This window comes from Candidatus Chryseobacterium colombiense (genome assembly GCA_029203185.1).
GTDB lineage: Bacteria > Bacteroidota > Bacteroidia > Flavobacteriales > Weeksellaceae > Chryseobacterium > Chryseobacterium colombiense.
The window spans coordinates 2,921,049-2,939,402 of record CP119310.1 but is presented as its reverse complement, the minus strand read 5'-3'; the positions used below and the strand labels follow the sequence as shown (position 1 = coordinate 2,939,402).

Genomic DNA, 18,354 nt, shown 5'->3' with positions numbered 1-18,354 from the left:
AAAATGATGATGTATTTAAAAGGTGACGCCACAAATCCTCAAGGTGAAGAAAATAAAATCATTGCTCATATTTGCAACGATATCGGTGGTTGGGGAAAAGGTTTTGTGTTGGCAATTTCAAACCGATGGAGAAAACCTGAAGCTGAATACAGAAAATGGTTTCAAAATGGTGAGAATTTTAAACTAGGAGAAATTCAAATCGTTCAGGTTGAAGAAAATATTTGGGTCTGCAATATGATTGGCCAGCATAAGACAATTATCAATTCAAAAGGAATTCCACCAATCAGATATGAAGCCGTTGAACAGTGTCTAAATAAACTTTCTGATGAAGCTTTAAAATTAAATGCAAGTATCCATATACCTAGAATTGGTTGTGGTTTAGCTGGTGGAAAATGGGGAGAAGTCGAATCTATTATCGAAAGAACATTACTACAAAATAATATTGATGTATATGTTTACGATTTTGAATAAAATAATTTCTAAAATTTGACCTCATGAAAAGTTCTTTGCGAGCTTAGTTAAGTGAAACGCCTTTGCGAACTTAAAAATCAACAGAATTATTAACAAAAAACTTTGCGGCTTTGCGTTAAAAAATAAGATATAAAAAACATAACCATGAAAACAAAAACATTATACAGACCCGTTGGAGAAAAAGAAATGCTTTTAATTATAGAAAGTAATTTCAAAAAATTTCCTCCAAGATTGGAATGGCAACCGATTTTCTATCCCGTTTTAGATGAAGACTATGCTTCCGAAATTGCAGAAAAATGGAATACCAGAGACGAGGCAGGAAATTATCTCGGATTTGTTACTCAGTTTGAAGTTCTGGAAGAAATAGTTAATAAATATCCTGCACAAAATGTAGGCGCCAGAAATCACAATGAACTGTGGGTTTCTTCGGAAGAATTGGATACTTTTAATCAGGCGATTGTAGGAAATATCAAAGTAAAAAAAGTATTTATGGGGAAAGATTTTAAAGAACCTACAAATGCTGATGTAGAAAATTTACTATTAAACATAAAAAAACTAACGATGACGAATAAAGGAATGGCAAAAGATACACTGGAAATCTTGGCCAGAAAATATTATATGAACGAATACAACGAAAAAATAAATATAGAGAACGAACTTGAAGCTTCGACAAAAGGAACAGTTTTGTTTTATCCTGAAGAACTTGCAGAATTGACAAACAATAGGTTTCCGGAACCCCATTTTCAAACTCAGTTTGAAGTCTGGAGATGCAGTTCTTTAAAAGCAATTTTACAATTAGCCGAAGAAGAAAATCAGGAAAAGATGATGTGCTTAAATTTCGCATCGGCAAAAAATCCGGGTGGAGGTTTTATCAACGGAGCTGAAGCACAGGAAGAAAGTCTGGCAAGAACCTCCGGATTGTATGAAAGTTTGCTTCAAGGATGGGATTATTACAAAATTCACCGCGAAATGGAATCTTGTTTTTATACCGATATGATGATTTATAGTCCGAAGGTTCCGGTTTTCAGAAAAGATAAAGGCGAATTGTTACCAAAACCTGTATTGTGTAATTTCATCACGTCTCCGGCGGTGAATGCAGGTGTTGTAAAACGTCAGGAACCAGAAAGAGAAGGCGAAATTTTCGAAGCGATGGATGTAAGAACAGATAAGATGCTGGCTTTGGCTTTAAGTCAGGGAAATGAAACCTTGATTTTAGGAGCTTGGGGATGCGGTGTTTTCAAAAATAATCCGAAAGAAATTGCTGAATTGTTTAAGAAGCATCTTCACGGAAAATATAAAAATAAATTTAAAAGAGTGGTTTTTGCGATTCTAACGAAGAAGGAGGAAATGATAGAACCGTTTGAAGAAATATAATGGAACTCAAATTAAAAAAATATAAAGAACAACTACAAGATTGGCCTGAAAAAGGGCATCACATTATGGCTCAATATGATGATGATAAGATCATTGTGTATCAGTCTTACCGAAAAGAAATAGGAGAGTTTGCCATTAAAAACCAATATTTTGGCGGAGCATTCAGTCTCGAAAGAATGACCTGGATAAAACCTAATTTTCTTTGGATGATGTACCGAAACGGTTGGGGAAAAAAAGAAGGGCAGGAATCAGTTTTGGCGATTCATTTAAAAATGAGTGCGTTCAAAAAATATCTTGAAAATGCAGTATACTCTTCCTATAATGAACGATTGGGAATTTCCAGACAAGTATGGCAAGATCAGGTGAAAGAATCTTCTGTGAGACTGCAGTGGGATCCGGATCACGACCCTTTCGGAAATAAATTGGAAAGAAGAGCGATACAGATTGGTTTGAGAAATGAATTCGTTAAAACTTATGCTAAAGAGATCTAATTTTAATTGAAGATATTTCGGAATTTGTAAAAGACCAACACCAGTCTGTATTAAATGATGACTTAGATGAATTAATGCTTCCTGAAGAAAAGCCGTTGTTGTTTGATGATGATTTAAATAAAAATTAAGGTTAAAATAATGAAAGATAAACTCTTACTCGCTTCAAAATCCTTAACAGGAATTTCGATTGGTGATGCTTTTGGAGAAAGTTTCTTTGGTGAAGAAAGCTTAATTAAAACCCATATTCATCAAAGAATTATTCCTGAAAGTTTTTTAGATTTTACGGATGATACGATTATGGCGATTGCTGTTTTTAAGTCTTTGGAAAAATTCGGAGAAATGAATCAGGATTTTCTGGCAGAAGAGTTTACAAAAAACTATTATTTGGATATCAATCGAGGTTATGGACCTTCGATGCATCAATATTTTAGAGCGGTAAAGAATGGAGAAAATTGGAAAAAAGTTTCCTATTCAAAGTTTGAAGGACAAGGTTCAATGGGAAACGGCGGAGCGATGAGAGCAGCTGTAATTGGTGCATATTTTTACGATGATTTAATTCAGCTTAAAAGAAATGCAGAAATTTCTTGCGAGGTCACTCATGCAAACAAAGAAGCAATTGAAGGAACAAAAGCAATTGCTTTGGCTGCAGCTTTTGCGGTTCAGGAAAAATTGGAATTAATAAAACTTAGTCAACAGGAATTTATCCAAAAAATTCAGTCTGAATTAGATGATTCCGATATGAAAAGCAAGTTAAATAAAGCACTGTATTTAGAAGGAAATCCAAGTACTGAATTATTAGTCAAAACTTTAGGAAACGGGATTAAAATGACAGCTCAAGACACTGTTCCGATTGTCATCTGGATGCTTTCGAGATACAGAAACGATTTTAAAGAATGTCTTTGGAATACTGTTTCGGCCTTAGGAGATAGAGATACAATCTGTGCAATGGCCGGAGGAGTGAGTATTTTATGCTGCAAGGAAAATACAATTCCGGATTGGACAAAACATATTGAAAATTGGAAAAACAGTATTTTTTATGAAAATTGAATTAATAAAAGGAGACATCACCAAAATAAAAGCAGATGCAATAGTAAATGCAGCAAATTCATCCTTACTTGGAGGCGGTGGAGTTGATGGAGCCATTCATCGTGCAGGTGGAAAACAGATTTTAGAACAATGTATCGAAATCGGAAACCGACAAGGAAAATGTAAAACGGGAGAAGCAGTGGTTACAACAGCCGGAAATCTTCCTGCAAAATATGTGATTCATACAGTTGGACCAATTTGGAATGGGAATGAAGAAAAATGCTCGGAATTATTGGCAAATTGCTATAAAAACTCATTGAAATTGGCTGAAAGTCTTGAAGTGAAAACTATTGTTTTTCCGAATATAAGTACGGGAGTTTATAGATTTCCAAAAGAATTGGCTGGAATAATTGCTGTGGATGAGGTTAAAAATTTCAAATCAAGGGTCATAGAAAAAGTTATTTTCGTCTGCTTTGATGATGAAAATGAAGAGATTTATAAAAAGCTTTTAGAAATACATTAATGTAATAATTTAAAAATCTTTATGTTCTTGCTGAGTGAAACGCCATTGCTAACTTAAAAACAGTTAGCAGTAAAATAAAATCTTTGCGGACTTTGCGTTAAAAAAATTATAAAAAACAAATGAAAAAACTAACCATATTAACCGGCGCGGGAATCAGCGCCGAAAGCGGAATAAAAACTTTCAGAGACGGAGATGGTCTTTGGGAAAAGCATAGCATCACGGATGTGGCAAGTCCGGAAGGATGGCGAAAAGACAGGGCTTTGGTGTTGGAATTTTACAACCAGAGACGTAGACAGCTTCATGAAGTGGAACCTAATGATGCTCATAGATTATTGGCAGAACTGGAAAAACATTTCGAGGTTCAGATTATCACACAAAATATCGATGATCTACACGAAAGAGCAGGTTCCAGCAACATTATCCATTTGCATGGAGAATTGTTCAAATCATGTTCCTGCAACAATAAAAGCCTGATTTACGAACAAAAAGGCGACATTAACATAGGAGATAAAGCGGAAGATGGAGCCCAACTAAGACCTTTTATCGTTTGGTTCGGAGAAGATGTTCCATTGATGAAAGAAGCAACCCAAAAAGCAAAAGAATCGGATATATTCTTAGTAATCGGAACTTCTTTGCAGGTTTATCCGGCTGCAGGATTGTTGCATGATATTAAAGATGATTGTCTGTTAATTGTAATCAATCCCAATGAAACAGGTTTCGGATATGGACAAAGAGCTGTTGTCATGAAAGAAAACGCAACCGCAGGAATGAAATTATTGTTCGATAAACTCTTAGATCTTGCTTAATGGAAAATCTTGTAAAAGCCGGAATATTCGGAGTCTGTATCGGTGATGCTTTAGGTGTTCCTGTGGAATTTAAAAGAAGAGAAGAATTAAAACGTTTTCCGGTAACAACAATGCTGGAATTTGGTTCCTGGAATCAACCGAAAGGAACATGGAGTGATGATAGTTCATTAACGCTTTGCTTGGCAGAACAGTTAAGTAAAGGATATGATTTAGAAAAGATTGGAGAAAGCTTTGTGAAATGGGTCAAGTATGGACACTGGACCGCTCACGGAAGACTGTTTGATATTGGCGGAACGACAAGGCATTCCATTGCAAGGTTAATTAAAGGAGAAAGTGCAAAATTTTCCGGGAATATCTTTGAAGAAGATAATGGAAATGGCTCTTTAATGAGAATCCTTCCCTTAGCTTTTTACCTGAAAGAAGAAGAGAATATTGAAAAAGTGTATCAGACGGTAAAAGAAGTTTCATCCATCACTCATGGTCATTTTCGATCTGTTTTTGCATGTTTTATCTATGTGATTTTTGCGATTGAATTAATCAATGGAAAAAATAAAGAAGAAGCTTATTACCATACTCAAAATACAGCTTTGAAATTTGCAGAATATCAAGATTTTAACCCAAAAGAGATTCAGCTTTTTGAAAGGATTTTAAAGAATGATATCTCAACTTTTCCCGAAGATGAAATTAAAAGCAGTGGATATGTTCTTCACAGCTTAGAAGCTTCTTTACGGTGTTTTATGAATGCTGAAAGCTATTCCGAAGCTGTTTTAAAAGCAGTCAATTTAGGAGAAGATACTGATACAACCGGAGCCATCACTGGAGGTATTGCAGGAATCTATTACGGTTTTGAAAATATTCCTGAAGAATGGATTAAGGTATTGGCGAGAAAAGAGGATATTGAAAAGCTTTGTGAGAGATTAGAATATAATAACATAAAAGATGAGTCATGAAATCTTTGATAAAATTAATTTTTGGAGACGCTTCTCTTAATGAAGAAAAAATCGAAAGCAATCTGCAAAAACATTTAAATGAATATAATGGCAAATTAGAAATAAGCCAATATTTTGTTTTAAGTAAAAGCTACGAAGTCTTTTATTATTCAGAATATTCTTATAAAACACCCAATAAGATATTAGAGAAATTTAAAAGAAAAACTGTGATTTGGCTGGATGATACCCACAACCTTTTAGGTTTTTCTAATGATGAAAGCTGTTTATTATTTAATTTGGATGAAGTGAAAAGTTTTTCAATTACCAATATTCTTCCTGCAAAACTTTCTGGAGCCAGTTTTCTGAATATTCAATTGATTCATGAAAAACAGGCAATACAGTTAACGACATCAACTCCAAAAGATTTTGATGGATACGCAGAAGGAATTCATGAGATGTCGAAAATTGATGTAATTTTTGAGAGAGAATTTTACGATTGTTAAAATTAATTAATAACGATGAACGAACAACAAAAGAAAAAAATAAGCAAATTTATAAGCCTAGTTCTAAGACATAAACCCGAAATCATCAATTTAAAGTTAGATGAAAACGGCTGGACAGATGTTGAAGAATTAATCACAAAATCAAAAAGAGATTCTCATGAGGGCTTTACCTTTGAAGAACTTAATGAAATTGTAGAAACCAATGATAAGAAACGTTTTATTTTTAATGAAGATAAAACGAAGATCAGAGCCAATCAGGGACATTCCATAGATATTGATCTGGCATTGAAACCGCAGCAGCCACCTGAATTTCTCTATCATGGAACCGCTCAGACAAATATCGATTCCATTTTGGAAAAAGGAATTGAAAAAAGAAACCGACAGCATGTTCACCTGAGTCAGGACAAGGAAACCGCAACCAAAGTCGGAATGAGGCACGGAAAACCGGTTATTTTAACCATCAGAACAGGAAAGATGGCTGAAGATGGAATCCTGTTTTACCTTTCAGAAAATAACGTCTGGCTGACAGATTTTGTAGATGCTAAGTATATTTTGCAATAAAGATTATTAAAAAAATTATTTTCATATTGAATATTTCATATATTAGTGTATTAATATAGGGGTATCCGAAAACCGTATAGAGTAGGAAAATCAAACAAAATCATTATGAAAAAATTAAACAAAATTTCAAGAGAAAATTTAAAATCCATTAAAGGAGGAATTACGCCAGAATGTGCATCTTGGTGGAGTTCAGGTAAACCATATTACAGTAATGAGGCAACTTGCCTTCAGAATTCTACAACAGATCCTGATCTTGAGCCATTTTGCGTTAATCAATGTGGACGTTGGTATGCTTTTTAATTGAAAAATGAAGTAAAACACCCCCTATAAGTATCAAACTTTTAGGGGTTTTTTATGGAAAATCAAATTTGAATTTTAGTAAAGCCAAAAGAGATATTTGACATTATAAAAATTAATTCGAACTTGTCTTTCTGAGGCATGAAGAATCTCAAAAAATGAAGTTGGAATTCTTCATTCACAATGACAAGCTTTATAGTAAACCATAATCAGTTTCCAAACTTTGAGTAATTTTAAAGCTCGAAATTTAATCTCAATGAAACTGAAATATCTTTTATTCTCTTTTGCTTCCTCTTGGTTTTTTGGCCAAACTCAATTCCAGACTCCGTTTGAAAAAGGAAATGGAAATCAAACTGTTACCTATGCGGAGATGAATGCCTATTATCAGAATTTGGCTCAAAAATTTAATACCATTCAATATCTGAAAAAGGGTGAAGATGACAATGGAAAACCTATTTATGTCGTTATCTACAATCCTTTTCCTGAGAAAAACTTAGAGCAGCTGAAAAAAGATAAGGCTGTTTTGTTCATTAATAATGGGATTCATCCCGGAGAACCGGACGGGATAGATGCTACCATGATGCTGATGAGAGATTTGGCTACAAAAAAGATTAAAACACCACAAAATTTTATCGTTGCTGCCATTTCTGCTTACAACGTGAGCGGAATGCTGAACCGGGGGTCGTTTTCAAGAGCCAATCAGAATGGGCCTGAAGAATATGGTTTCAGAGGAAATGCAAGAAATTACGATCTGAACAGAGATTTTATTAAAGCAGATACCAAAAACGCAAGAACCTTTCAGGAGATCTATCAATGGCTGAAACCGGATATTTTTATCGATAATCATGTCAGTAACGGAGCAGATTATCAGTATACCTTTACCTATATCTCGACTTTTAAGGAACGATTAGGAAATGTATTAGGTGAATATTTTTACAACAATTATCAGGCTAAAAACCTTGAAGATTTAAAGGAACAGGGCTATGAAAGCACGCCGTATGTCAATATTCATGGCGATGTTCCGGAAGTGGGTTTTGCTTCTTTTGAAGACTCTCCAAGATATTCTACAGGTTACACCACGTTATTTAATTCTTTAGGAACGGTTCCGGAAACACATATGCTGAAACCTTATGATAAAAGAGTGGATGCAACCTATAAATATATGCTTGTCAATCTTCAGAATTTAGATAAGGATTATAAAAAGATCAAACAGCTCCGACTTGAAAACTTAAAACAATATCAGGCGGGAAAATCATACGGAATCCGCTGGAAAATTGATTCCACAAAATATTCTACCATGGATTTCAAAGGTTTTGAAGGGAAATATAAACCAAGTGAAATTTCCGGAAAGCCAAGATTATATTATGATCGTAATAAACCGTTTACGAAGAAAATAAAGCTCTTCACAACAGCGGTTCCGACAGGGTATATTACAATCCCGAAATATTATGTGATTCCTCAGTCTCAATATCGGGTGATTGGAGAATTGAAAAGAAATCGGATTTACATGAAACCGTTGCAGAAAGACAGTTCCATTGCAGTAGAATCTTATAAAATTAATGATTTTAAAACCGTTAAAAACCCTTATGAAGGTCATTATCTGCATTTTGATACTACTGTTGATAAATCAACTAAAAATCTGAATTTTTCAGGAGGAGATTATATTGTACCGACAGATCAGGAAGGCGTAAAGTATATCATTGAAACGCTGGAACCGGAAGCATTGGATTCTTTCTTCAACTGGAATTTCTTTGACGGTATTTTGGCCCAGAAAGAATATTATTCTGCCTATATCTTTGAAGATACGGCGGCAGAATTATTAAAAAAAGATAAGAATCTGAAACAAAAATTTGAAGCTAAAAAAGCATCAGACAAAACCTTTGCAGATGACGGAACTGCCCAATTGGACTGGGTCTATAAAAACTCTCCGTATTTTGAAGAGAAAACTTTCAGACAATATCCGATTTATAGAATCTTATAGATTTTTAAATTTGATTTAATTTATTGATAATCAATGTGTAAATTCCGTGTATTTCACATGCGGAATTGTTGATTTTACTGATTTGATTTGTTTTTTATCTTCCGAAATTTGCTTTTATAAAAACCAATAAAAACTAAAATTATGGCCACTAAAAAGCAATTTTTCGTTTCATTGGAAGGCGTAGACCTTTCAGACGAGCAGCTGAAAAACATTGACAGAGGAATTCAGAATGTTGTTCTTTCTGAACTTTCAAAAGTTGATAATACACAGGCTTTTGGAGCATACAGAGATTTTAAAGGACTGACAAAGCCTCTTAGAGTAAAAGACTGGTTTCCATGGGGAATCATTATCTTCAAACACGGGATTGATATTCAGGCGCAGATTAAGGATATTCAGCAGCAGATCAAAAGTTATGGAGGCTGATTCTCATTCTTCAAAGAAAATGTGTCCCAGCTATGTTGGAAAAGTTGGGGCACAGCTTTTTGGAGTGGTCAATAAAGAGGGTAAAGTGCAGTTTATAACGCCTCTTACTGTCACAGAAGAATTTGTTCAGCAAAATAATCGTCTTGAACAAAGATTCCGTTTTACAGGAAAATGTGTTGAAAAGGGTTGTGCGCAATGGAATAATGAAGAATCTAAGTGTTCTTTATCCAAGAAAGTTCAGGATCTTGGTACGGTCAAAAATACAGCATTATCATTCTGCCCGATTCGATCTCAGTGCAGATGGTTTTCTCAGGATGGCAATGAAGCATGTTTCTCTTGTAATGAAATAATAAGGAATATGGAGGAGTTACTTTTAAATTCTTAAAATTCAAAAAAAATAAGCTACAAACTGCAGCTTATTTTTTTATAATCTAAATTGTAAAATTTGGATTTCCGGTTGCTCCTTGCGGTAAGAAAACAACTTTTCTTTTAATACTTTTTGCCTTTTCCAGAGCTTTAATTGCTTTTTGACGTTCAACTTCTCTGTTAAAATGAGAATTAGTGCTTTCAGATTGTGTAGATGAATTCATAGGTAATATTTTTTTGGTGTTAAAATCATCTCATCTAAAAGTGTACCGTTTTTTGAGCTTAAACTAAACTTGTAGTATAAAAAAATAAAAATAAATTTTTTTCAATCAAATTGTTATTTCTGGCATAGTACTTGAATGGTAAAATGCAACTATAAAAAATTAAACAGTAATAAGGGACTTTAAAATATTCCCGGAGAAATTCGGAATATTTTTACTTAATAAATCGCTGGAAACACCACTTTCATTATAAATATTAATACTTTAATTAAATCCTTAACCGTGTGTTGAGGATTTTTTATTTCGGGAAAATTATTAAACAAAAAAAAAGACGCTTCAATTTGAAACGCCTTTTCATTTATTTTGGTAAGCCTCTTTTTAAAGCAATTTCTGCTCGTTTAATAGCTAATTTTTCTTTCCAGTCCATGTATTTCTTCTTGAAGTTTTTCTTCATGATGTCGTCAAATTTACGCTGAACTGTAAGATTCCATAAAGAATGTGCCTTTACTGCCCATGATTTGTCCCAGGCTCTTAAAGAAATAGAGAAACTTCCATCCAGGTATTTCATCCAGTGCCACCAACCAGTCGGCATGAATAAGGTGTCTCCGTGTTCCAGAAAACATTCAATACCTTCCACACCATCCAATGCCGGGAAATTTTTGAAATCGGGATTTTCAATATCATAATCTTCCAAAGCATAGGTTGCATAAGGAAGCTGATATAATCTCTCTCTCCATTTATAATCAAAAAGAAGAACATGCTTTCTTCCGTTGAAGTGAGTATGGAAAATGTGAGCCATATCAATATCATAATGAAGGAAAGTAACAGAACCTTTTCCTCCGAAGAACATAGAAGGGTATTTATCCAAAAAACCTCCCATTAATTCTTTTGGAGAAATATAATCCTGGAGTAATTTTTTAGCGTGCTTGATAGGATCGAAAAAGAATATTCTGAGATCAGTAGGCTCTCTTTGGATAAGATCTATATAGTCTGCAAACTTCATTTTGGCAGTCGGAGTATTGATGGGAGCTGCTGGATCAGCCTTTGAACTATCATATAGAGGAACTTCCACATCTCCTACAACCTCTTTCACATATTCCATTGTCCATTTTTGGTAAGCAGGCCATTTCTTTGCCATATTTTTAATGACAACAGGCTTTCTCGGCTTTAAATATTTTTCAATGAACTCTTCTTGTGTAATGTCATCTACGATATCTATAGGCTTTAAATTAATTCCCATTTTATAAATTTTATGTTACAAAATTATTAAATAAAAATTTACGATGTACGCTTTAATTTTTTTTTAATCTATGATTCAAATCATCATTTTAAATATCTAGTCTAAATAAAAATTATAAGTTTTAATTACAAAGAGAAAATATTATCAATATATAATAGCATATTTCCGAAATATAACTATTTTTGTAGTGATAGGTGAATTTAACCTTTGAATTTAAATTACATCTTTATTAAGTGTAACAAAAATCTGTAACCATTAACTAATTACACAAATAATAATTATGAGAAAAAATATTTCTTTATTTCTGATGTTGTTTTTTTCTGTTTTGTCTTTTGCACAGAAAACAGTTTCAGGAAAAATTACCGATGAAGATGGGGTGGCGATTCCGAGCGCAAGTGTGACGGTGGAAGAGCCGGGAAAAGATGCGATTCTGGCATACGGAATTACCAACTCGAAAGGAGAATATAAAGTTACTTTCACAACAGGGGAATCTAATGTCGATCTGAAAGTAAAAGCTTTCAACCAAAGGCCCATCACAAAGCAAATCAGCAACAGCGACCAGAATCTGAATTTTAAAATGGAATCTGAAGCCACTGAAATAAAAGAAGTAAAGCTAAAAACCAAAATGGTAACAGCCCGAGGAGATACCATTTCTTATGATCTTAAAGCTTTTGACAGTAAAAATGACCGAAGCCTTGCAGACGTTCTTAAGAAAATGCCGGGTATTGAAGTTAATGCAGACGGAACAATTCTCTATCAGGGAAATGCCATCAATAAATTTTATGTAGAAGGAAAAGACCTTATGGAAGGAGGATACGGAACAATTAGTAATTCTCTTCCTAAAGATGCTGTAGCAAAAGTAGAGGTTCTTGAAAATCACCAACCGGTAAAAATTCTTCAGGATAAAGTGCCTTCTGATCAGGCAGCAATTAATATTAAGCTTAAGAAATCAGTAACCATGACCGGTCGTGGAGAAGTAGGGACTGGTTTTGGAGATCCCTGGTTGTGGAATGTAAAGTTAACTCCTATGTTTTTCAGTAAGAAAAGCCAATGGGTGGCTAATTACAAAACCAACAATATGGGGGAGCAGGTTGAAAATGAAGGAAATATTCTGGCTTTCGGAAACAGATTTGAAGGAAAAAGAATAAATGCTTCTCAAAATGACTGGCTAAATGTAGAAAATGCAAGTACTCCCAATCTTCCGGTAAAAAGATATTTAATGAATAATGTTCATTATCTATCAGCAAATTATCTGACTAATATTGATAAGAAGAAAGAGTGGGAGCTAAAAGCAAACGCAAATTATACGAATAATGCGGTAGAAAGAGAATCTTATACTCAATATGATTTCTTTGCTACAACGGATACTCCTGCCTATTCAGTCTTTCAGACGACTCATAATAATTTTTATACTGATAAAGCGAAGGGTGAATTAATTTTTACAAAAAATGCTAAAAAAGGATTTTTCAAAAATACTACTAGCTTTTCTCAATATTGGAATGCAGATAGAGGTATTGTAGACAGAACAACCACAAATAGTACAATAAAAAGAAATGGTGCTGAAGCATTAGAATCTCCCACAAGTTCTTTCCAAAATTCATTGAGTACAATCATACCGTGGAAAGAGAAAATGGTAAATGTACTGTCTTTTATAAGTTATCAGACGGATAAGCAAACCCTTAGTGTTTCTCCATCATCATATTTACAGATTCCTGGATTTACAGCAGATTTATCAAGTGATTTTGTGGGACAAAATTTAAGACTTAAAACTTTTGAGGCGAACCATTCTGCAAATATTGGATTTTCTAAAAAAGGATGGACATTTACTCCTGAAGTCGGATTTAATTTCAAATCAACAGATTTAGTTTCAGATTTATCAAATATTAAATCAATTGCTAATCCTTCATTAACTCAGTATAGCAATGATCTTAAATATACAACGGCGACTCCTTATGGAAGTCTGGGAGTAAATTATAAGAACGATTCCTGGATGTTATATGCTAACTTTCCTGTTAATTCTAATAATATCAAAGCGGAAGATCCTTTAAGATTGGTTTCAAGAGAATTAAATAAGGTTACTTTTGAACCAAGTGTTTTTGCTCAATATACCTTTGCCTCTTTCTGGAAAGCTTCGGTAAACGCCAATATTAATAATAACTTTGGTGAAATTAATACTGCTTATTCAGGATTTTTAATGACTTCACCGTCCGGAATTAATGTTATGGATCCTACAAATCCGATTCCTCAGAACAACAACAAGTCAGCAGGAACAAGAATAGAATATAGAAACCCATTAAATAATTTATTTTTTAATATTAATTACAGATATTCTGATGCGAAAAGAAATTTAATTTCGAACCCAACAATCGTTAACGGATATACTGCTATGAATTATAAGGTTCAGGATAATAATGTATTAAGTAATGGGTATAGTGCGGAAGTAGGAAAGTATTTCCCGAAATTTAAAACCAATGCTTCCCTAAGCTATAGCAATAATACGTCAAAATCTGACGCATTTCTGAATAATGACTCCTATACTAATAAGAATAACGGACAGTCATATGGTGTGAAATTTAATAATACATATTTTAGTTGGATGAGTCTGGACTATAATGCAAGCATTACAAGAACAAAACAGACCAGTACAGGTAAAGTGAGTACAGATGCTACAACAACAGGATTCAAACATAATCTTGGAGTATTCTTTTATCCAATCGAAAACCATACAATAGGATTCAACTGGGATCAGGTAAATACAAATGCATCAGCTACAGATCAAAAATACCACAACGGATTCTATGATCTATCTTATCAGTTTACGTGGTCTAAAAAGAATATTGACTTTGAATTGAAATGGATGAATATCGCCAATAAAAAAGTATTTGAAAACTATGAAATTAATTCCACATATACTTCTTTTACGAGATATCAACTCCGCCCAAGCCAAGTCATGTTCACGGTAAAATTCAACTTCAAATAAAAGAAAAAACCAATCTCACTGAGATTGGTTTTTTGTTGAGATATATTTAATAGCTATTGAAAGCCTTGATAATCTGCGGAAGGGCCATAGCTTCCCGGCAAAGGAATGTCATTCATTCTGTAGTACACGCCAAGTTGAGCTCTGTGATGGGTAATCTGATTCAAACTGTGACGTATAGATCCATATTTGGTCCATTTTGCAAGTTCCTGACCATTATGTTTTAAAGCCCAGGTTTCATTTAAATGATCTTCATTGGCATTTTCCAGGGCATTCATTCCCTGTTGATAGTTTTCATCCAAGGCTTTTAACAGGTCTTCTTTTGTTGTAAATTTCTTTGGCTGGTAATCAGTATTGGCAAAATCTAGTTCAGAAGTTTTAAGGATCGTATTCGGCCATTCAAATATTTCTGCAATATGAGTGGCAAGAGGCATCATTTTCATGCTTTTCTCATGAGGAGCAAAATCATTTTGGGTTTCAGGATAGATTTCAAAAAACTTTTTGGTCGTCTGATACTCCTTCTGAATTTCATTTTTGAGTTGAGATAAAGTGTCCATATTGTTTTGTTTTTTTGGAAGATTAAAGTTAAAATTTTTGCGGGTGAAACTGTTTTAACGAAATCATAAATTTTATTCTTAAAAAATAATATTAAAAAACTGTAACAAAAACTCACAGACTCTAACTAATTGTATAAACATTTGGACAACATGAAAAAACTATTTTCAATATTTTTTATCGCTCTTTTTGCTTTTATAAGCGCTCAGGATAATGATTCGAAAGAGACAGCCAACCGCTTTTTTTATGAACTGACTTTTAAGCCGAGAAAAGACTCTGCAAAAGTTGAAAAAGTGATCATGGCTCTTGATATTGTTAAAAACAGATCAATTTACAGAGATTTTACGGCAGTGGGACAGGATTCTATTCTTAAGATTCAGCTGGAACAAATGCAGAAGGCAGGAGTTTTTAAAGATTTATCCAAGTCTTTCAAAATGCCGAAGTTCTCAGAGAAAATCGTGAAGACCTATCCGGATATGAAGATGCAGTATATCGAAAGAATTGCAAACGGATTTTCTCCAATGAATATCGGATATAATGAAACCGCAAAATTCAACTGGAAAATTTCTAATGAGAAAGCAAAAATAGGAGCCTATAATGCTCAGAAAGCAACTACTGAATTCGGAGGAAAAAAATGGACGGCTTGGTTCAGTTCAGAGCTGCCTTTTCAGGATGGACCGTATAAATTCTCAGGACTTCCGGGCTTAATTGTAAAGATTGAAGATGAAGGAAAGAATTATTCTTGGGTACTTCAGGGAAATAAGAAAGTTCCAAACTGGGAAGAACTTACTTTTATGGAGAAGATCTCAAATGTTGGCTTAAAAGTAACAGAAATGCCAAGAGAAAAATTTGAAAAAACATTCAATGAATTCAAAAAAGATCCTTTTGCTACGGCAAGGCCAATGATGACACAGGAAATTATGTCCAAAACAATTCCGGGAATGGATGGTACCATCGGAGATATGATGAAAAAACAGGAGAAAATGTACAAAGACTTCTTTAATGCGAATGATAACCCGATAGAGCCTCCTTACGAAAAAGTACAAGTAGGAAAAGTGGAAAAGGTGGGAAAAGAAAACTAAACAAACTTCATATCAACTAAATTATATTGTGAGTCAACCCAAATACAATTTGTATTTGGGTTGATTTTTTTCATAGCGACAGGTTATTTAGATTAAATTTAAATAACGTATATTTGCATCACAAAAAATTGGTTTTGAAACAGACGGATCTACATAAAATGAGCGGATTTCCCAAAAACAAAAAGGGAAAGATTGTTGGATATGACAATGACCATCTGAAAATGCCCAATAAAATCATTGAAATGGGGCTTCTTCCGGAAACCTTCTTCAGGATTTTATATCAGGCTCCTTTCAACGGACCGATGTATGTGGAATTTGGGGATGAAAAAAGCCGTATTGCTCTTCGTGAAGAAGAAGGGGATTATATCATTGTTGAAGAATTGAATTAATGCAGGATATTCAGAAAAAACAGATACTTCTAGTCGGAAATCCGAATGTTGGGAAGTCAACGGTTTTCAATGCTCTTTGTAATAAGAAGCAGAAGACGGGGAATTATGCGGGGGTTACGGTTGCAAGTCATTCGGGAGATTATACATATAAGAACGAGGAAGTTGAGGTAATTGATTTGCCAGGTTCGTACAGTGTATATCCAAGTTCCGAAGATGAAGCTATTTTTTCTAAATTTCTGATTGATGAGCAGAAAAATTATGCAGGAGTTGTTTATATTCTTGAAGCATTAAGCCTAAAAAGAGGACTACTTTTATTTCAGCAGATTCAGGATCTGGGAATTCCGATGATTTTGGTAGTTAATCAGATTGATCAGGCGGAAAGAAGAGGAATTACCATTAACATTCAAAAATTTTCAGAAGCTTTAGGCATAAAAATCATTCAGACCAATGCCAAAGAAAACATAGGAATTGATGAAATTAAAGAAGCTGTTTTAAATAATAAGTTTGTAAAAACAGATACAGCTTCATTTGAAATACCTTCAGAGCACAAGGATTTTATTCAGAAATTAGTCGCTCACAAAGGTTTTGATAATGAATATAAAGCCTGGATGAGTCTTTCCTTAGGAGTGAATCTTGAAAAGATTGGATCGGTAATGGAACTCATCAACGAACCGGACTCCAAAAGCTTGGTTCCAAAAAGATTACAGGTTCAGGAGACGGTAAGAAGATATCAGAATGTTGATAAAATTCTATCGGATGTAATATCTAAAAAGCCTCAGTTTAAAGAGCTTTTAACAGAAAGATTAGATAAAGTTTTAGTGCATAAATTCTGGGGATACGTTGTTTTCCTTATTATTTTATTAGTCATTTTCCAAAGTGTTTTCTTTCTGGCAGAATATCCGATGAGTTGGATTGATAGCTTTTTCTCTTGGTTGACTGCTTTTACATCGGAGCATTTACCGGAAGGACCTATCAATTCGTTGATTTCAAACGGAATTATTCCTGGAATCGGGGGAATCGTTGTTTTTGCACCACAGATTGGAATTTTATTATATTTCCTTTATTTGCTGGAAGATTCGGGATATATGGCGAGGGTTGTTTTCCTCATGGACAGGATTTTGCGTCCTTTCGGATTAAACGGGAAAAGTATTGTTCCCCTGGTTTCAGGAACAGCCTGTGCGATTCCGGCAGTGATCTCTACCAGAAATATTGAAAACGTAAAAGAAAGATTGCTTACTATTCTGGTAACACCTTTTATGACGTGTTCTGCGAGACTTCCGGTTTACAGTATCATTATCGGATTGATTATTTCAGACGGAACATTTTTAGGAATAAAATATAAAGCTTTGGTGTTGATGGGAATGTATTTGCTGGGCTTTTTAGTAGCTCTGTTTTCGGCATTCATTCTTAAAAGATTTATTAAAAACAAAGGAAAAACTTACTTGGTAATGGATTTACCGACATACAAAAAACCACTGTTCGGATACGATTTTAAGATGGTTTTAGGTAAGGTTTGGGATTTCATTACAGGAGCGGGAAAAATTATTTTCATTGTAAGTATCATCATCTGGTTCTTAAGTTATTTCGGACCAAAACAAAAACCGGATCAGTTTGTTGCCACGAACGTTCATCTTGATCATTCTTACCTGGCAAAAATGGGAAAAGGAATAGAACCGGTAATTGCTCCTCTCGGATATGACTGGAAAATGGGAGTTGGGATTTTAACCAGTTTCGTAGCAAGAGAAGTTTTTGTAGGGACGATGTCTACTCTATACAGCCTTGAAGATGATGCCCCGGAAGTGAAAGTAATCGATAAAATGAGGCGTGATGTAAAACCGAACGGCGAAAAAGTATTCAGTTTCGCAACTGGAGTTTCGGTGCTCTTATTTTATGCATTTGCAATGCAGTGTGTTTCTACACTTGCAGTAGTCTACAGAGAAACCAAAAGCTGGAAATGGACCGGTTTACAGGTGGCTATGATGACAGGATTGGCATACTTTGTGTCGATGATAGTATATCAGATTTTGAAATAATGGATTCTTCATTAATTGTACAATACGTACTTGTTTTACTTATCGTTGCATTTGCTTGTTACTCTTTATTCAGGGTACTCAGAAAAAACTTTGCACCGAAGAAATT

Annotated in this window: 20 protein-coding genes; 17 read left to right on the top strand and 3 right to left on the bottom strand. The window is 34.2% G+C overall.

Annotation, left to right across the window (positions count from 1 at the left end; all coding sequences use genetic code 11):
• Positions 1–3: 3 nt before the first annotated feature.
• From P0Y62_13215 to P0Y62_13155, 13 genes are all read left to right on the top strand, one after another.
• Positions 4–471 carry a macro domain-containing protein gene (locus tag P0Y62_13215; protein ID WEK71809.1) on the top strand — a complete coding sequence of 156 codons (468 nt, stop codon included), beginning with the start codon at positions 4–6 and terminating at the stop codon, positions 469–471.
• A gap of 144 nt (positions 472–615) precedes the next feature.
• Positions 616–1,845: a TIGR02452 family protein gene (locus P0Y62_13210; protein ID WEK68803.1), complete on the top strand. Its 1,230-nt coding sequence runs from the start codon at positions 616–618 to the stop codon at positions 1,843–1,845.
• Positions 1,845–2,336, top strand: coding sequence for a DUF4291 domain-containing protein (locus P0Y62_13205; GenBank protein ID WEK68802.1), 492 nt, complete (start codon positions 1,845–1,847; stop codon positions 2,334–2,336). The genes P0Y62_13210 and P0Y62_13205 overlap by 1 nt, the downstream gene beginning before the upstream one ends.
• Before the next feature lie 138 nt (positions 2,337–2,474).
• Entirely contained in the window at positions 2,475–3,383 is a 909-nt protein-coding gene (locus P0Y62_13200; protein WEK68801.1) for an ADP-ribosylglycohydrolase family protein, read from the top strand.
• Positions 3,373–3,885 (top strand): O-acetyl-ADP-ribose deacetylase, encoded by a 513-nt coding sequence (locus P0Y62_13195; GenBank protein ID WEK68800.1) that lies wholly within the window; start codon positions 3,373–3,375, stop codon positions 3,883–3,885. The genes P0Y62_13200 and P0Y62_13195 overlap by 11 nt, the downstream gene beginning before the upstream one ends.
• A 119-nt stretch (positions 3,886–4,004) precedes the next feature.
• Positions 4,005–4,691 carry an NAD-dependent deacylase gene (locus tag P0Y62_13190; GenBank protein WEK68799.1) on the top strand — a complete coding sequence of 229 codons (687 nt, stop codon included), beginning with the start codon at positions 4,005–4,007 and terminating at the stop codon, positions 4,689–4,691.
• The gene (locus P0Y62_13185) at positions 4,691–5,641 is read left to right on the top strand and encodes an ADP-ribosylglycohydrolase family protein (GenBank protein WEK68798.1); all 951 of its coding nucleotides are present in this window, start codon (positions 4,691–4,693) and stop codon (positions 5,639–5,641) included. Before P0Y62_13190 ends, P0Y62_13185 begins: the two co-directional genes overlap by 1 nt.
• A complete protein-coding gene (locus tag P0Y62_13180) occupies positions 5,638–6,123 on the top strand; it encodes a hypothetical protein (protein ID WEK68797.1) in 486 nt (161 codons plus the stop codon). The genes P0Y62_13185 and P0Y62_13180 overlap by 4 nt, the downstream gene beginning before the upstream one ends.
• 15 nt (positions 6,124–6,138) lie before the next feature.
• Positions 6,139–6,684 (top strand): RNA 2'-phosphotransferase, encoded by a 546-nt coding sequence (locus P0Y62_13175; protein ID WEK68796.1) that lies wholly within the window; start codon positions 6,139–6,141, stop codon positions 6,682–6,684.
• Positions 6,685–6,789: 105 nt separating this feature from the next.
• Positions 6,790–6,984 carry a hypothetical protein gene (locus P0Y62_13170; GenBank protein ID WEK68795.1) on the top strand — a complete coding sequence of 65 codons (195 nt, stop codon included), beginning with the start codon at positions 6,790–6,792 and terminating at the stop codon, positions 6,982–6,984.
• Between the two features lie 253 nt (positions 6,985–7,237).
• Positions 7,238–8,962, top strand: a complete 1,725-nt coding sequence (locus tag P0Y62_13165) for a hypothetical protein (protein ID WEK68794.1) — start codon at positions 7,238–7,240, stop codon at positions 8,960–8,962.
• Between the two features lie 141 nt (positions 8,963–9,103).
• Positions 9,104–9,385 carry a hypothetical protein gene (locus P0Y62_13160; GenBank protein ID WEK68793.1) on the top strand — a complete coding sequence of 94 codons (282 nt, stop codon included), beginning with the start codon at positions 9,104–9,106 and terminating at the stop codon, positions 9,383–9,385.
• Positions 9,375–9,770, top strand: a complete 396-nt coding sequence (locus P0Y62_13155; GenBank protein ID WEK68792.1) for a hypothetical protein — start codon at positions 9,375–9,377, stop codon at positions 9,768–9,770. The genes P0Y62_13160 and P0Y62_13155 overlap by 11 nt, the downstream gene beginning before the upstream one ends.
• Before the next feature lie 46 nt (positions 9,771–9,816).
• Here P0Y62_13155 and P0Y62_13150 read toward each other — a convergent pair whose 3' ends face one another.
• Together P0Y62_13150 and P0Y62_13145 are read right to left on the bottom strand one after the other, a co-directional pair.
• Complete coding sequence (locus P0Y62_13150) at positions 9,817–9,975, bottom strand: hypothetical protein (protein WEK68791.1); 159 nt, start codon at positions 9,973–9,975, stop codon at positions 9,817–9,819.
• A gap of 355 nt (positions 9,976–10,330) precedes the next feature.
• Complete coding sequence (locus P0Y62_13145; GenBank protein WEK68790.1) at positions 10,331–11,212, bottom strand: cupin-like domain-containing protein; 882 nt, start codon at positions 11,210–11,212, stop codon at positions 10,331–10,333.
• A 280-nt stretch (positions 11,213–11,492) separates the two neighbouring features.
• Here P0Y62_13145 and P0Y62_13140 point away from each other — a divergent pair, with 280 nt between their 5' ends.
• Entirely contained in the window at positions 11,493–14,192 is a 2,700-nt protein-coding gene (locus P0Y62_13140; protein WEK68789.1) for a carboxypeptidase-like regulatory domain-containing protein, read from the top strand.
• A gap of 53 nt (positions 14,193–14,245) precedes the next feature.
• On the opposite strand, the gene P0Y62_13135 is transcribed toward P0Y62_13140, so the two are convergent.
• Positions 14,246–14,746 (bottom strand): DinB family protein, encoded by a 501-nt coding sequence (locus P0Y62_13135; protein WEK68788.1) that lies wholly within the window; start codon positions 14,744–14,746, stop codon positions 14,246–14,248.
• A 150-nt stretch (positions 14,747–14,896) separates the two neighbouring features.
• Between P0Y62_13135 and P0Y62_13130 the strand changes: the two genes are divergently transcribed.
• From P0Y62_13130 to feoB, 3 genes are all read left to right on the top strand, one after another.
• A complete protein-coding gene (locus P0Y62_13130; protein WEK68787.1) occupies positions 14,897–15,826 on the top strand; it encodes a GLPGLI family protein in 930 nt (309 codons plus the stop codon).
• A gap of 158 nt (positions 15,827–15,984) precedes the next feature.
• Complete coding sequence (locus tag P0Y62_13125; GenBank protein ID WEK71808.1) at positions 15,985–16,215, top strand: FeoA family protein; 231 nt, start codon at positions 15,985–15,987, stop codon at positions 16,213–16,215.
• Positions 16,215–18,248 carry a ferrous iron transport protein B gene (gene feoB, locus P0Y62_13120; GenBank protein ID WEK68786.1) on the top strand — a complete coding sequence of 678 codons (2,034 nt, stop codon included), beginning with the start codon at positions 16,215–16,217 and terminating at the stop codon, positions 18,246–18,248. Before P0Y62_13125 ends, feoB begins: the two co-directional genes overlap by 1 nt.
• Positions 18,249–18,354: the final 106 nt, after the last annotated feature.